Origin of the sequence: Salinibacterium sp. NK8237 (assembly GCF_015864955.1) — a bacterium.
GTDB lineage: Bacteria > Actinomycetota > Actinomycetes > Actinomycetales > Microbacteriaceae > Rhodoglobus.
Map to the genome: position 1 here is coordinate 1,290,446 of NZ_JADYWE010000001.1, position 14,911 is coordinate 1,305,356.

General features: G+C 62.9%; 17 protein-coding genes and 1 pseudogene. 14 read left to right on the forward strand and 4 right to left on the reverse strand.

Going from position 1 to position 14,911, the window contains the following annotated elements; translation table 11 throughout:
- The first annotated feature begins 48 nt into the window (after nucleotides 1–48).
- The 6 genes from I6E56_RS06255 (at nucleotide 49) to I6E56_RS15300 (ending at nucleotide 4,380) form a co-directional block, all read left to right on the forward strand.
- On the forward strand, nucleotides 49–630 hold the full coding sequence (locus I6E56_RS06255) for a TasA family protein (protein ID WP_197136758.1): 582 nt from the start codon (nucleotides 49–51) through the stop codon (nucleotides 628–630).
- A complete protein-coding gene (locus tag I6E56_RS06260) occupies nucleotides 627–1,580 on the forward strand; it encodes a fibronectin type III domain-containing protein (RefSeq protein ID WP_197136759.1) in 954 nt (317 codons plus the stop codon). Before I6E56_RS06255 ends, I6E56_RS06260 begins: the two co-directional genes overlap by 4 nt.
- On the forward strand, nucleotides 1,571–2,452 hold the full coding sequence (locus I6E56_RS06265; protein ID WP_197136760.1) for a hypothetical protein: 882 nt from the start codon (nucleotides 1,571–1,573) through the stop codon (nucleotides 2,450–2,452). Before I6E56_RS06260 ends, I6E56_RS06265 begins: the two co-directional genes overlap by 10 nt.
- Nucleotides 2,445–3,143 (forward strand): signal peptidase I, encoded by a 699-nt coding sequence (locus tag I6E56_RS06270; protein WP_197136761.1) that lies wholly within the window; start codon nucleotides 2,445–2,447, stop codon nucleotides 3,141–3,143. The genes I6E56_RS06265 and I6E56_RS06270 overlap by 8 nt, the downstream gene beginning before the upstream one ends.
- Before the next feature lie 25 nt (nucleotides 3,144–3,168).
- Complete coding sequence (locus I6E56_RS06275) at nucleotides 3,169–3,636, forward strand: SprT-like domain-containing protein (RefSeq protein ID WP_197136762.1); 468 nt, start codon at nucleotides 3,169–3,171, stop codon at nucleotides 3,634–3,636.
- Nucleotides 3,637–3,717: 81 nt separating this feature from the next.
- Nucleotides 3,718–4,380, forward strand: coding sequence for a CGNR zinc finger domain-containing protein (locus tag I6E56_RS15300; protein WP_197136764.1), 663 nt, complete (start codon nucleotides 3,718–3,720; stop codon nucleotides 4,378–4,380).
- Nucleotides 4,381–4,404: 24 nt separating this feature from the next.
- Here I6E56_RS15300 and I6E56_RS06285 read toward each other — a convergent pair whose 3' ends face one another.
- From I6E56_RS06285 to I6E56_RS06295, 3 genes are all read right to left on the reverse strand, one after another.
- Nucleotides 4,405–4,707: a DUF427 domain-containing protein gene (locus I6E56_RS06285; protein WP_197136766.1), complete on the reverse strand. Its 303-nt coding sequence runs from the start codon at nucleotides 4,705–4,707 to the stop codon at nucleotides 4,405–4,407.
- A gap of 87 nt (nucleotides 4,708–4,794) precedes the next feature.
- Nucleotides 4,795–5,337, reverse strand: a complete 543-nt coding sequence (locus I6E56_RS06290; RefSeq protein WP_197136767.1) for a 2-phosphosulfolactate phosphatase — start codon at nucleotides 5,335–5,337, stop codon at nucleotides 4,795–4,797.
- Between the two features lie 114 nt (nucleotides 5,338–5,451).
- Entirely contained in the window at nucleotides 5,452–6,510 is a 1,059-nt protein-coding gene (locus tag I6E56_RS06295; RefSeq protein WP_197136769.1) for an NAD(P)-dependent alcohol dehydrogenase, read from the reverse strand.
- A 107-nt stretch (nucleotides 6,511–6,617) separates the two neighbouring features.
- Between I6E56_RS06295 and I6E56_RS06300 the strand changes: the two genes are divergently transcribed.
- The 5 genes and pseudogenes from I6E56_RS06300 (at nucleotide 6,618) to I6E56_RS06320 (ending at nucleotide 11,683) form a co-directional block, all read left to right on the forward strand.
- Nucleotides 6,618–7,118, forward strand: coding sequence for a hypothetical protein (locus I6E56_RS06300; protein ID WP_197136771.1), 501 nt, complete (start codon nucleotides 6,618–6,620; stop codon nucleotides 7,116–7,118).
- Between the two features lie 62 nt (nucleotides 7,119–7,180).
- Nucleotides 7,181–8,173 (forward strand): DNA topoisomerase IB, encoded by a 993-nt coding sequence (locus I6E56_RS06305; RefSeq protein WP_197136773.1) that lies wholly within the window; start codon nucleotides 7,181–7,183, stop codon nucleotides 8,171–8,173.
- Between the two features lie 49 nt (nucleotides 8,174–8,222).
- Nucleotides 8,223–9,107, forward strand: a pseudogene (ligD, locus tag I6E56_RS06310) (non-homologous end-joining DNA ligase); the annotation flags it as partial.
- 20 nt (nucleotides 9,108–9,127) lie between these two features.
- Nucleotides 9,128–9,730 (forward strand): DUF1684 domain-containing protein, encoded by a 603-nt coding sequence (locus tag I6E56_RS06315; RefSeq protein WP_197136777.1) that lies wholly within the window; start codon nucleotides 9,128–9,130, stop codon nucleotides 9,728–9,730.
- Nucleotides 9,731–10,027: 297 nt separating this feature from the next.
- Entirely contained in the window at nucleotides 10,028–11,683 is a 1,656-nt protein-coding gene (locus tag I6E56_RS06320) for a DEAD/DEAH box helicase (protein ID WP_197136779.1), read from the forward strand.
- A gap of 547 nt (nucleotides 11,684–12,230) precedes the next feature.
- Here the strand turns inward: I6E56_RS06320 and I6E56_RS06325 are convergent.
- The gene (locus I6E56_RS06325) at nucleotides 12,231–12,770 is read right to left on the reverse strand and encodes an NUDIX hydrolase family protein (protein ID WP_197136782.1); all 540 of its coding nucleotides are present in this window, start codon (nucleotides 12,768–12,770) and stop codon (nucleotides 12,231–12,233) included.
- A gap of 204 nt (nucleotides 12,771–12,974) precedes the next feature.
- Here I6E56_RS06325 and I6E56_RS06330 point away from each other — a divergent pair, with 204 nt between their 5' ends.
- The 3 genes from I6E56_RS06330 (at nucleotide 12,975) to I6E56_RS06340 (ending at nucleotide 14,893) form a co-directional block, all read left to right on the forward strand.
- On the forward strand, nucleotides 12,975–13,898 hold the full coding sequence (locus tag I6E56_RS06330; protein ID WP_197136784.1) for a hypothetical protein: 924 nt from the start codon (nucleotides 12,975–12,977) through the stop codon (nucleotides 13,896–13,898).
- A 23-nt stretch (nucleotides 13,899–13,921) separates the two neighbouring features.
- Nucleotides 13,922–14,545: an alpha/beta hydrolase gene (locus I6E56_RS06335; RefSeq protein WP_197136786.1), complete on the forward strand. Its 624-nt coding sequence runs from the start codon at nucleotides 13,922–13,924 to the stop codon at nucleotides 14,543–14,545.
- Nucleotides 14,546–14,674: 129 nt separating this feature from the next.
- Complete coding sequence (locus tag I6E56_RS06340; RefSeq protein ID WP_197136788.1) at nucleotides 14,675–14,893, forward strand: hypothetical protein; 219 nt, start codon at nucleotides 14,675–14,677, stop codon at nucleotides 14,891–14,893.
- The last annotated feature ends 18 nt before the right edge of the window (nucleotides 14,894–14,911 follow it).

Consider the following 14,911-nt stretch of genomic DNA (forward strand, 5'->3'; position numbering starts at 1 on the left):
CCTCTTCACATTTCATAGCAAGTTTCTCTCATCGAAAGGCGGTGCACCATGAACTCTTCAACAGTTCGCGGATCGCACCGCCTTGACATGGTTAACGGTCGTCACCAGCGCCGCGCAGCATCGCCCCTCGCCGCCTTCGGTGGAGGAGCCTGGGGCGTTATGAAAGCACTCACCGTCCTCGCCATCGCCGTCTCGCTCGGTCTCGTTGGCACCGGTGGAACCTACGCCTACCTCAACTCGTCCGTTACCACGACGCCCGGTTCGACCATCAGCGCCGGAACAGCAGCGCTCACCGTAGGAAACCAAACACTGGACTGGTCGGCGCTCGCTCCCGGCAAATCAGTCACCGGCACTTTCACCATCACCAACACCGGTGACGTGCCCCTCACACTTTCCGCAGCAATCGCTGCGAAGATGACTCCGTCATCCACAGCGAACCCGTTCACAATCTCAGTAGCGAACGGCGCTTGCCCCACATCGGGCACTCCCACAGGAACGCTGAACAGCACTGTTGCGGCAGGCGCCAGCACCAGCGCATGCCTCGTCGTCACCCTTCCCGCGGATGCACTCGCAACGGCGCAATCGGCGAGCGCCGCTATTACCGCCACCATCACGGGGGTGCAGCCGTGATCCGCATCGCTCACCGCTTTCGGGCCGATCGCTACTCCGGGATGACGCGCTCCACTCGCTTCGCGATGATCGCGGGCATCGCGGTATTTCTCACTCTCGTATCCAGCGTCAGCTTCGCAGCGTGGACCGCGACATCCACCAAGTCCGCGACAGCCTCAACCGGAGCTGTCGCGTTATCGACAGCCACCACCGCTGGCGCTTCGACCATCACCGCACTCGGCCCTTACACCTACACGGCAACCAACCAGACAGTTACCAAGCCGATCACAGTGCGCAACACCGGTTCTGTCGATGCCTCCGTCACAAGCATCGTCATCTCCCGCTCGGGCACTCTCGGCGGAGCCCAAGTCACCGTGAAATTCTGGGTGGGCACGAGTTCAGCCTGCGCGGCATCTACTCCAGTGGTCTCCACCACGTTGAGCGGCGGAACCGTCTCTCTCAGCACCCTCAATCTGTCAGTGGCCGCAACCGGCAGCGCGATTCTGTGCGCATCGACCACCTTCACTGGCAGCATGACGACTCAAGCTGGCCGCACGACCGACGTATCGTTCGCCCTCAACTCGAGCGCAGGCACAAACTGGAACACCACTGATTCACTCGCGCTGTCAGGGCGCTCGTTCACGCAATCCATCTTTATCACCACAGCACCGAACGCACCCACGAACCTGCAGTGCACCAACGGTTCCGATGAAGATCGAGTGACCATCGCTTGGTCGACACCATCAGGATTCACCACCCCCAACGGTGGCTACAACATCTACTACAACGGCTCTCTTCTCGGAAACGTCACCACAACATCCGCAGGACTTACAGGTAGCAACGTATCCGGAACGATCACCGTGCGGGCCGTCGCTTCGGACGGTACCGAATCGGCTGACTCATCAAGCGTCACTCTCGAGCCTCGGTCGTACGACCGACGAGGTCAGGGATCGGGCATCGCATGCGGATAGCACTTCGCCGGGCATCCGGAATCGCAGCAGCGGCCGCTCTCTGCGCGCTAATCGGGACTACTCCCGCCAGCGCAGCTACCGGCGTTGGCGTCGTTGAACTCAGCGACGACGGCGTCTCGTTCGCCCGCACCTACCCCGGAGCCATTTTCGATAGCATCGCGCTGCTGAGCCCGGGCGACAGCCAGAGCGAAACAATTTACGTGCGCAACACCGGCACGGCAACGGGCTACCTCCGCATCACGATGCAGGACGTAACCTACTCCGACTCGACCTACGCGAATGCGTTGACGGTCACCACAAGCACGCCGAGCCTCACTGGTTCGAGGCAGGCCATTAGCGGAGCCTCGCCCTGCCTCGTCACCCACGAAGGCCTGACTGTGTCTCCCGGGCAGACCGTGCCCGTGACCGCAACGCTGAACCTCGGTGACTTGAGCGGTTCGCAAGGCCAGGGCGCGACAGCATCCGTCTCGCTGCGGTTCACCCTGTCGGACACGACGCCGGGAACCCTGCCCGCAACGCAGTGTGAGAACTCGGGCTCAACGGTCCCGCTGACTCCGACAACCCCTGATTCGACAGACACCAACGGCACCACGAACGTCGTCACACGCAATAGCAGCACCGGCACAGCGGCAGGGCTTGCAGGCGCAACGCCGGCACCTCTGGCGACTCCGACCCCGAGTCCGAGTCCCTCCGTTGTCGACACCGGGTCGGGCCTCGCCCCCACTTTCCCGACGGGATTCACTCTTGACCCCAACTCGTGGCGGCTGTACCAGGAGTACCTTGTACTCATCCTGTTCTTGGCTGCACTGATCGGCGCCGGTATTTCTTGGCTCGTTGGTCGTCGCACACGAAAGGAGACTGACGATGTCTAACATTTCAACTCGCGCAGATGCTCGCAATAGTTCTAGCACCAACACCGACGACGAAAAGTCGCGGGGCATTCTCTACTACTTGGGCATGGGCATCAGCGGAGGACTATTCGCTTTGGTATTGCTCGTCGGCGCCCTCGTCATCGTCGTGCCGAACCTTGCCGGCGCGCTCCCGCTCACCGTGCTGACCAGCTCGATGGAGCCGAGCCTGCCCCCGGGAACGCTGATCGTGGTCAAGCCCATCGACACCAACGAGATCGTCATCGGGGATGTCATCACCTACCAAATCGAGTCAGGCAAGGCTGGTGTGATTACCCACCGCGTCACCGGAATCACCAACTCCAGCGACGGCACCCGCACCTTCACTCTGCAGGGTGACAACAACGACGTCGCCGACGAACTTCAGGTTCTTCCCGTTCAGGTGCAGGGCAAGCTCTGGTACAGCGTCCCGTGGATTGGCTACGTCAGCAATTTCGTCAACGGCAGCGCCAAGTCGTGGCTTGTTCCCATCATCGCTATTGCCCTCTTTATTTATGCCGGCTTCATGATCACAACCGGAACCATCTCGAGCGCCCGCAAACGCAAGCGTCGCCGTGCTCGTGCCGAGCGTGAAGCCGAGCGTGCCGCATCCATTGAAGCCGTCACTGCAGCGGATGCCGTCGACCCCATCGACAACCGCGTGCGACTCGGCTGACACACGCATCGATTAGCCTCAACAGGTGGCTGAACTTTCCCGAGTGCGCGTGTGGGCTGATGCTCTCATTCGATTGCACTTGGATGACAGTTGGCAGTTCACCTTCGATAACGCCAAAACACGGGCTGGGCTCTGCAATTTCACGCACAAGCGCATCTCGGTGTCACGGTATTTGGCGGCGCGGTACGAGGATGACGAGATCCACCAAATCCTGCTGCACGAGATCGCGCACGCGATGGCTGGCCCCGGTGCCGGCCATGGAGCACAGTGGAAGGTCATTGCGAAGGAGCTCGGCTATGAGGGCAAACGCCTGCACGGCGGAGCCATCGCCGACGAGTTCGCCCCTTGGGTTGGCACCTGCCCGGCAGGCCACAAGCACTTTCGCTACCGCAAACCGACCCGGCCGCTGGCATGCGGGTTGTGCTCGCGTCGCTTCAGCACGGCCAACCGCATCGACTGGGTGCACCGAGTCGTGTCGCGGCCTCGAGGCTAAGGCGCGACTCGCCACTCGCCAGCGGGCTGGCCGCGAGCGCACCCGGTCACGGGGTGTCGCGTAACCAGCGATAATGGTTAGGTGCAGCATCCCGAAACCACCACTCCTACTGGCACGCCCGCAGCCACGGCCACAGCCACGCCCGCAAGCGACAACGCCGGCGGTGCGACTGGCCAATGGTTTACGTCGCGCACGTCACGTCAGTGGTGGTTCGATTCGGGTGCCCGCGCACTCGACTTCGCCTACACGGGCGCGATGGGCAACAATCCCGAGTGGGAGCGCCTGCGCACCCCGGCCGATCTTGCGACGTGGCTCGAGGGCCGCTTTGAAGCCTGCGATGGCACCGTCACCGATCGTGACCTCACCGACGCTAGAGGGTTGCGCGAAGCAATTGCGACGATCGCAACAGCACTGAGCGTGAACGGTCAGCCTGATCCGAAGCAGATCGACATCATCAATCTGTTCGCTGCGACGCCGGATGTTCCCCCGCGGCTAGCCGGCGGAAGCTTGCAGGCCGGCCGCACGCGCGTTCGCACCGGTCAGGCGCTCGCCACGATGGCGCGTGAAGCCGTCTTCCTGTTCGGTGAAGAGCAGCACGAACGCATCCGCGAGTGCGCTGCCGACGACTGTGCCCTCGTGTTCTACGACGAATCACGCTCCAACAACCGCCGCTGGTGCTCGATGCAGCGCTGCGGCAACCGCGCAAAAGTGCGCAGCCACCGTGCCCGCACTGCGGCACGCTAACTGCGCACTAGAGATAGTTGTCGGTTATTCGACGAACTGAACCTCTTTCCAGAAGGTGACGTAGTTGGAGAAGTCTTTGCCCACGCGCTCTGCGGCGCCGGGGAGGATGTTCGGGTAGCTGAAAGCGCGGTCCTGGAACTTCTGACCATTGGCGCTGACGATGAAGTACTGGCAGTCACCCTTCCACGGGCAGTGGTACGGGGTGGGGCTCTTCTCGAGCAGCTCGTGGTTCACGCTGGCCGGCGGGAAGTACCAGTTGCCCTCAATCTTGAGGAGATCTTCCTTGGGTGCTTCTGCGATGACGGTGTCGCCGATTACTGCCTTCATACTGTCCTCCATTGAGTCGGTCGTTAGTGAGTCAATGACGGGGTGCTCAGTCAGTGACTACTCGGTTCAACGCTCACGGAGCAAGCGTCATTCCCGAACAAGTTCCCGACTGTTGCGAACGATCGCAAAAGTGGCTGCGGAGTTACTGGCGATCGCGGCATCGAGGGCGCCGCGTCCGGCATCCTGAATCAGCTGCTGGCCCGCGCTGCTCGCTGACAACAAGTGGTTGTGAGCAGACTTGAGCCCTGTGAACGCAGCGACAGCGGATGCCGCTTCCGGAGAAATGTAGTCAATGCCGGCATCGGCGAGAGCGTCTACGATCGCACCCGCCGCGAGGAGGTCGTCGACGGTGAACCCGCCGTCCGCGTTTCCGGCAGCGATGACGGCGACGGTGAAGCGGTCACCTTTGAGTTCTTGTTGCGCGATGACCCACTCGGCGACGGCCGTGGCGGCCCCGGTGCCGGCGCTGAGAATCGAGAACGTTCCTGGCAGCTCGGGGGCGGGCGTGGAACCGTCTGCGAGAGCATCCGCCCACACGACAACGTCGGCGCCGGCGCTCAGCTCGAGCGCTTGGGCGCGACCGAGGCCAAAGCGGACTTGGTACTGGGGTTGGGTGCGGGGATCGTTCACTTCTTGAGGCTAAACGCGGCGGTCGCCTCGGTCACGTTGGGTTACAGAATGTGACATCAGACGCGGGCGGTCGGATGCTGGCTGCCGCATCGCTACAACGGCGAGATCACGCCGCTATTCGCCAGCGTTCGGAGCCCCACCCGGCACGACAGCAACCTTGCCCCTGCCGTGGCTGGAGGCGATCTGGTCGATGGCGTCGACGACTCCGTCGAGTCCGACTACGCGTTCAATCGCGGGAACGAGCTGGCCCGAAGCCAGGAGTTCGGCAAGGTAGTTGAGGTCGTCGGGCGTGGGTGCAGCGGTGAACTGGTGGAAGGAGATATCCGACCCCTTGAAGGCCCGCCCCATGCGCATGAGGTGGAAGACGGGGCCGACCCACCGGTTAATCATGGGGCCGCTGACGCCCACGAAACGGGCACCGGGAGCGAGGATGGTGCGCAGCTCGACTGCGGTTCGATTGCCCATAAGGTCGAAGACCACGTCGTACTGACCGCCGACCGCGATGTAGTCCTCGGTTTCGTAGTCAATGACGCGCGTAGCGCCCAAGGCCCGCGATTGCTCCGCGTTGCGACCGCTGCACACCGCGGTCACCTCGGTCGCCCCGAGAATGCGCGCGAGTTGAACGGCGAAGGTGCCGACTCCACCCGCGGCACCGTTGATGAGCACGCGGTCACCGGGCTGCACTGCGGCTTCGCGTCGCAAACCCTGCAGGGCGGTGAGGCCCGCAACGGGAGTGGCACCGGCGGCCACAAAGTCGATGCCCGCCGGCAGGACGACAAAGTTCTTGGCGGTGACGGACGCATACTCGGCGAATGCTCCGCCGGCTGCCTCGCCAAAGACAGCGTCTCCGATCGAGAAGCCGGTGACGCCCTCGCCCACCGCAAGCACGCGCCCCGCGATATCCGCTCCCGGGCTGAGACGCTTGGGTTTACGCAGCCCCATGACCAATCGAACGAACAGCGGCGTGCCACTCAGGATGCGCCAGTCGAGAGCGTTCGCGGAAGAGCCAAGCACCTGCACGAGCAGCTTTCCCGGCGCGACAGCGGGCGTCGGAATGGTCTCGATCGCCAGAACGTCTGTGTCGCCATAGCGCCGAGCAGTCACGGCCGTCATCGTCTCGGGAATCGCCCCGGCGGTGCTCGGATTCGAACTCGTGTGGGGAGGAATGGGCATCGCGGCTCCTGCCGAATCGGTGCCCACAGTTTAGGACGAGCGTGCGCCACGTAGTTCTTTTGTGTTCCACTCTGGATTACTGCATCACACTGGTGGAAACTATGACTATGCGCGTTCTGTTGAAGCTCGTACTCGATTGTGACCCCGACGATGCGTGGCGTGCGATCCGCAGCCCGCAGGTGTTTCAGGAAGTTTCGGCTCCGCTGACGACTTTTAAGTCGTTGGAGATTGGTGGCTTTCCTGAGTTGTGGGAGGCGGGCGAGCATCCGGTCAACATGTCTGCCTTAGGACTATTCACGGTTGGCCAGCAAGTGATCGACATTTCGTTCGCCGAGAAGCCCGATGGGGTTCGCCTCGTGCGCGACCGTGGTCGAGGCCTCAGCGGCCCTCTCGCTCTCGTCACCGAGTGGGAACACACGATGGCCGTCAGCCCCGCTCCCGGGGGAAAAACTCTGTATCGCGACCAATTGGTTTTCAGCGCTGGCATTCTCACTCCCCTGCTGTGGCCGCTCTATTGGGCTTTCTGGCAGTGGCGTGGAACAGCGCTTCAGCGACTCGCCCCAACTTGGAGTTGGGGCACAACTAGGAGAACTAATCTCAACCTTTAGGTTGACCGTTGTGGCTTCAGCCGTCGGCGTGAGCCGAATCGTGGGCGCGAAAGGAACACGCGGTGCCTCGACTGCGGCGAAGCAATACAACAGGGCGCGGCTACTCGCGCGTGCGATCAGGCCGGGGATTCAGCTACCGTGACCCTGATGGCGCAACGGTAACCAAGCCCGATCTCAAGGCGCGGTTTGGCTCGCTGGGCATCCCGCCGGCATGGACCGACGTGTGGATCTGCCCCTACGAGAACGGTCACGTGCTTGCGACCGGTTTCGACGAGGCCGGCCGCCGCCAATACATCTACCACCCCGCTTGGCGTGAGCGTCAAGATCGCGTGAAGTTCGACCGGGCCCTTGAACTCGCGGCAGTGCTCCCCGGTGCCCGCGGTGTCGTCACCCGCACTTTGCGCTCCAGCGACGACCCCCGCGAGCGCACTCTTGCCGCCGCATTCCGGATGCTCGACACCGGCTCATTGCGGGTCGGCAGCGAACGCTACGCCGAAGAGCACGGCAGCCACGGCCTCTCCACTCTGCTGTGCGACCACGTCACCGTCATCGGCGACAGGGTGCAACTCTGCTTCCCTGCCAAGAGCGGTCAACAGTGGGAGAGCGAAATTGTGGATGCCGACCTCGCCGAATTCATCCGGCGACGCCTGCGCAGTGCTCCCGATGCTTCAGTTCTCTCCTGGCGGGAGGGCCGCGAGCGCCGCTCTCTGACTGCTGCAGACATCAACGACTACGTTCGCGAACGCACCGGTGGTGACTTCACGGCTAAGGACTTTCGCACGCTGCGCGGCACAGTTGCTGCCGCGTCAAGTCTGGCGGTGAGTGCGGCTGCTGCCGAGTTCGCGGTGCCGAAACTGAGCCAGCGGGCGCGATTGCGGGCGATCCGCGAGGCAATGGAGGCCGCCGCTGAGGTGCTTGGCAACACCCCGGCGATCGCAAAGAAAAGCTACGTCGATCCCCGCATCGTTGACCTGTTCTCGGCGGGTGAGACCATCGATCCGCACCGGCTCGCCTCCGCGGAAAGTGAAGTGCGTCAGTTGCTCTCCCGCGACTGAGTCACACGCTGGCCTTGTGTGGCGAGTGGTTTGAGCGCATTCTGAACGGATGGCGCACTCACGGCAGGCCATCACCATCGACGGCCACTCCCTCACCCTGAGCAGTCTCGACAAGGTGCTCTACCCAGAAACGGGAACCACCAAAGCCGACGTGCTCGATTACTACGACGCCGTCGCCGACCTGATCATCGCGCACGCCCACGACCGCCCTGCCACCCGAAAACGATGGGTGGATGGGGTGGGCACTGCTGAGAACCCGGGAAAGGTCTTCTTTCAGAAGAACCTCGAAAGCTTCGCGCCCAACTGGATCGCTCGCCGCACGATGAAACACACAGACCACTCCAACGTGTACCCGCTCGTCAACGATCGCGCGACTCTCGCCTGGTTCGCTCAGGTGGCTGCCCTCGAGGTTCATGTTCCGCAGTGGCGATTCGGCAAGAACGGCCAGCCGAAGAATCCCGATCGGCTGGTGCTCGACCTTGACCCCGGCGAGGGCGTCGGGCTGCCCGAGTGCGCCGAAGTCGCGCGCTACGCTCGCGCGCTATTGGAAGATATGGATCTGAAACCGGTGCCGGTGACCAGCGGGAGCAAGGGCATCCACGTGTATGTAGGCCTCGATGGCCGCTCCAACTCTCAGAAGATGTCAGCGCTGGCACACGAGCTCGCGCGAGCGTTAGAGGCCGATCATCCCGACCTCGTCGTCAGCGACATGAAGCGTTCGCTGCGCCCCGGTAAAGTGCTCGTCGACTGGAGTCAAAACAGTGCCGCCAAGACTACGGTGGCGCCGTATTCGTTGCGCGGGCGCCTTCACCCCACCGTGGCAACTCCGCGCACGTGGCACGAACTTGCCGACCCTGCGATTGCGCAGCTGGGGTACCGCGAGGTGATGAAACGCGTGACGCAGCTCGAGGATCCACTCGCCGCACTGTCGGCTGCGCGAGATAACCTGAAACCATGACCGCTCTTCAGGTAGCCGACTGGCGCCGCCGCAACTTTGCTCTCTACGCCGCTATCCGCGAGAACCCGGATACCGCGAGCGCCCACGCCGACTGGCGTGCGGGACGAGATGAGATGTTCGCCACACATCCAGCTTCGCCGCTATTGCCGGAGGACCTGCGCGGCTTTAAGGGGCTGCCGTTTGAGTCGTACAATCCCGATTGGCGCTTCGAGGCATCCATTGTTCCGGGTGACGGTCGCCGCATGAATGTGGAGACGGGAACGGATGGCGTGGTGCCGTTTGACCTGCTGGGCACGGTCGAGATTGACTCGGTTGGCTCTCTCGATGTGTGGCGCTTGGCGTCGTATGGCGGCGGCATCTTCATCCCGGTGAAGGATGCTCTCTCGCGCGTGAAGGGCGGCACCTACGGTGGTGGCCGCTACCTCATCGACACCGTGAAGGGTGCCGACCTCGGACCGGGTAGTACCCCCGAGTTGCTCGTGCTCGACTTCAACTTTGCCTACAACCCGTCGTGCGCCTATGACCCGGCGTGGGCGTGCCCGCTCGCGCAGGCCGGCAACACTCTGGCTGGGCAAGTGCCGGTAGGCGAGCGCTACTAGGGGCATAACTGCTACGCTGGGGTTACTTGCGAAACAATTGTGTTTCCCTGCGTCGTAGAACGCTTCCCTCTTCTCGCCCACGTCAATCAGAAACGTGCGGCTCGTAGAAAACTTTCTCCGGCGAACTGGAGTAATCCGCGCCGAACGAAAGTTCGAGATCTGACCTGTGTGCCGCACCCGTGCGAAACGCCTGATTGGGTCGGTGTAGATCAGCACTGCCACGTTCATTGCGAACTGTGCCCGTGTGCCTCCGGTGTAACGCCCATCTGTTACTTATGCCTGAAAGGCACCATTACTTTGACTGAACAAACTTTTAGCTCGCTCGGCGTACCCGCCCCGCTGGTTGCAGCCCTTGCAGCCGACGGCAAGACCACGCCGTTCCCCATCCAGCTTGACACCCTGCCTGACACCCTCAACGGTCGCGACGTTCTCGGCCGCGGAAAGACTGGCTCGGGCAAGACCCTCGCCTTCTCCCTTCCGATGGTTGCTCGCCTCGGCGGCAAGCTTTCCGGTGGCAAGCGTCGCCCGGGTCGCCCGCTGGGTCTCGTGCTCGCACCGACCCGTGAACTCGCCACACAGATCTCTGCTGTAATCGAACCTCTCGCTGCCGCGTATGGCCTCAACACCACCACGATCTTCGGTGGCGTCAGCCAGAACCGCCAGGTCGCTGCCCTCAAGGCCGGCGTCGACATCGTCGTTGCCTGCCCCGGTCGCCTCGAAGACCTCATGAAGCAAGGCTTCGTGAACCTCGATGCCGTCGAGATCACTGTGCTTGACGAGGCCGACCACATGGCCGACCTTGGATTCTTGCCCGTCGTGACCCGCATCCTCGACAAGACCCCCAGCGATGGACAGCGGATGCTGTTCAGCGCCACCCTCGACAACGGTGTAGACAAGCTGGTTCGCCGCTTCCTCCACAACGAGGTACTGCACTCGGTTGACGAAGCGAACTCGCACGTCTCCGCCATGACCCACCACGTCTTCGAAACCGAGAGCGTCGAATCCAAGCGCGTTCTCATCGAGAAGCTTGCTTCGGGCACTGGCCGCCGCATCCTCTTCATGCGCACCAAGCACCACGCCAAGAAGCTGGCACGCCAGTTGACGGATGCCGGAATCCCCGCCGTTGACCTCCACGGAAACCTCTCGCAGGTTGCCCGTGACCGTAACCTCGCCGCGTTCTCCGCTGGCGACGTGAAGGTGCTTGTTGCTACTGACGTTGCAGCGCGAGGCGTGCACGTCGACAACATTGAGCTGGTCATCCACGTTGACCCGCCCGCCGAGCACAAGGCATACCTGCACCGCAGTGGCCGTACCGCTCGTGCTGGTGAAGAGGGCGACGTTGTGACGATCGTTCTTCCTACCCAGCGCAAAGACACCGCAGCGCTGTTGCGTAAGGCCGCCATCACGGTGACCCCGCAGCACGTGAACGCTAAGTCGGAGGCCGTAGTGGCCCTGACCGGCGAAGTAGCCGAATACGTCAAGCCTGCGCCTCGTGCAGCAGTCCCCGCCCGTGGCCAGTCACAGGGTGGACGCTCGCAGGGCGCAAACGCCCAGCGCAAGCGTTCACGTCGTGACGGCGAAGGCGGATTCCACGAAGGCGAACGCGATGGTGCCCGTGAGGGTGGCCGTGGCGGAGCCGGTGGACGTGGCGGCAACGGAGGCAACTCTCGTGGTGGCCGTAACGGTGCCGCTCGCGATGGCGCCCGTGATGGTGCTCGCGATGGCGCTCGTGGCGGCCAGCAGCGTAACGATCGTCAGGGCTCCGGCCGTGGCGCCGTCGTTGCGGGATCAGGCTCAAGCGAACAGCGCTCAACCCAGCAGCCGCGCCAGCAGCAGGCTGAAGCTCCCACGCGTCCGCGTGGTGGCAAGGGCCGCGCTCAGGCCGGAAGCGGACCCGTTCGCGTTGGCCAGGTAGTGCGACCCAACCGTCGCGCATCGAGCAGCGGGCGCTAAGGCTCAGGCCCAGCGCAACACAGTTTTACCGTCGAGGGCGGCGAATTTCACCCAGCAGTGCTGGGTTGGGGTTCGTCGCCCTTCGGCGTTTAAGGGCGAACGGTGGCTAGCGGCTGGCGGCTGGCGGCTGGCGGCTGGCGGCTGGCGGCTGGCGGCTGGCGGCTCAGCATCACGGAAATTCAGGAGATTCTGTTTCGCACCGCGCGAACCTGTCTCAGCATCCCCGGGTTTTGGGGCATCCGCACTGGCACCGTCCGCGCCCAAACCAATTTTCCTGAGTTTCCAACGTTGCGCAGCAGCGACCTACGCGCACAGCGTTGCGCACAGCGCACAGCGCACAGCGCACAGCGCACAGCTACTCTCCGACCGCGAGCGCGGTCACGCTGCACTACGGAAATTCAGGAGATTCTGTCGAGCACGTCGTTCGCACGGCATTGCTCCCGCAGGCTTCCGCCCTTTTCATCACCGGGCGCGAACACGCACCCGGTTTTTCCTGAATTTCCGAAGTCTGCACACAGAAGACCGACGGGCAGGAGCTAGCTCGCAGTTACGGTAGAACGCCGACGGAGGCGAGAGCTGCGCGCAGCAGTGCTCCGCGGCCGCCTTCCATGTCGGCGGTCACTGCTTCGGAGACCGCTGCTGCTGGGCTCAGCCAAGTGAGCTCGAGCGCATCCTGACGCGGTTCGCACGTGCCGGTGACGGGAACGACGTAGGCCATCGAGACGGCATGCTGGCGGGTATCCGTGAACTGGCTTTCGCCCGGCCACGGGAAGTATTCGGCGACCATGAACGGGGTCGGGCTTGCCGGCAGGAGCGGGAAGGCCATCGGGCCCAGATCCTTTTCCAGATGACGGAACAGGGCGTCGCGCAACGTCTCGCCAAACATGACACGACCAGAGACCAGAGTGCGGGTGATCTCACCATCGTTGCCGCGCACCAGAGTGCCGACCTCAGTGACGCGACCCAGCCCATCCACACGAACCGGCACAGCCTCAACATAGAGCAGCGGCAGTCGCCTGCGGGTCTCCGCAAGCTCTTCATCTGAAAGCCAAGACGAATTGGGATCTGGTGTGCCGACGGAGCTCATGCTCCATTGTCACCCATCGTGCGGGTTTGGCGTGCACTCCAAGGCGGGGCGGATGCCGCGGCGGGCTGCCCAGGCCTGTGACTAGTCATCCACAATCCCACTTTCATTCGCGCAGTGCACAGCTCGCGCAACCCCCGCTGGAGGCAACAACCCTCGAATTAGCGTTCCTATCTCAGGCACTCGCCTGTCACGCGAAAGGGAACCATGACCGAGAAAAACCCCTCCTCTGCGCCGTCGAGTGCTGAGTCGTCGAGTGCTGAGTCGTCGAGTGCTGAGTCGTCGAGTGCTGAGTCGTCGAGCGGGGAACTGCCCGCGTCTGATGCGCAGGAATTTGAGCCCTCCATTACACCGCCACGGGAACAGCCCGATCCGGCTGCCGCCATTGCAGCACCGGCAACCCGCCGCCGTTGGCCATGGTGGGCTTGGGCACTCCTCTTCGTAGTGCCGTTCATGTTAATTTCAGGTATGGGGGCAGCACTCATTGCCAACGTTCTGGTTAGCCAAGCGACGAGCGCTCTCATCTGTTATGCCGATGGGTACTGCAGCCTCGGGGGCAGCTCGGAGTCGACGCCGAGAGCCACTGTGGATCCGGTCGACTCGGTTGATCCGACGAACCGAGTTCCACTCGACGAAAAGGCGGTTTTCGATGGTCAGCCCGTGTGGACGCTCGCTCTCGAGTCGACGTGGCAGCCACTCACCGTCGGTCACGATGGCACCAATATCTTTCACGAAGAGGCCACCGGATGTCAGCTCATTACTTCGCAGCGCACAGCTTTTCCCAACCCCGACTCTTTAGGAGACGACTATCTTTCCTATGCGCTGGTCGATCAGGAGCTTAGGGGCCTCACAGCAAGGAATCCGAACCTGTCGATTCGAAGCCCTCTGGGGGCCACCGACCTCCCCGTCGCGGCCGCAAACAGCGACTCCACAATCGAATTCGTCACGGCAATTCTCGAACAGACCGATGCCGACGGGGTGCCCACGACAACAGCGATTGCGGCGCGATCAATGCCAAGCTCGGAGAGCGAACTTGTCGCGACGCTGACGTGCAGCACTGCTGCGTTCGAGACGTTCGGCGAGGAATTCGAATTCTTCTCGACAGCACTCGCGGTCGCCGTCGGCCCCTAGCCGCGGCGCGTAGGCTTTGGGTCATGCAGATCGATTCCTCCGCAGTGCTCTGGTCGGCCCCTGAACGCGAACGGGCCGGCCGCCCGCTCATCGTGTTGTTACACGGGTATGGGTCTCACGAGGGCGATCTGTTCTCGCTCGCTCCCGCCCTGCCCCTCGGCCCCGTGATCGCCTCGCTGCGCGCGCCGATCCCCGAGAGCGGTGGGTTCTCGTGGTTCCCCATCGACCTCAGTGGTGGCGGTCTCCCCCAGGTTTCTGGTGTGGATGACGCAGCCAACGCCGTGCTCGAATGGCTTGATGCCCAGCAGTACACGAGTGTGAGCCTCCTCGGTTTCTCGCAAGGGGCGGCCATGTCGCTCCAGCTATTGCGGCTCGCCCCGGAACGCTTCACGAGTGCCGTCGCACTCTCCGGGTTCGTGGCCAGTGCCGAGCACCCCGGAGATGCGGCGCTCACGAGCATCCGTCCACCCGTGTTTTGGGGCCGTGGCACCGACGACCCGGTTATTCCGACCGCCGCAATCGAGCGCACCGAGGAATGGCTTGTTGGTCACACGCGTGCCGAGACCCGCATCTATGAGGGGCTCGCGCACGCAATCTCGACCGACGAGCTCAACGACTTCGTGAGCTTTCTGCACACGCACTCGTAACGAGTTGGCGCCCTTTACGAAAACTGAGACCGCCACACACGGTAGGAGCACACACTGTCCGGACGATTCTCTCTAAGCGCCGACAAGATAGTAGTCGCGAGTTTCTCTTTAGCAATTGCCATCGGGATTTTGGCAATCGCAGCAATGCTTCTCGCTGCGATTGCTTTCAGCAACGGAACGACGATCAGCATCCCGTTCCTTGCGACATTCGATGGATTTCGAGGAACGTCCACCTCTCCTTCGGTAACGATCTCCGGCTCATGGATCGCAGCAGCGGTTGTCGCAGTGATTCTTACTCTGCCGCTCAGCGTCGTCGCCTTCCGGACGAACCGCGAAACAGCCGAGTAGTCGTGCATGCCTCCTAGC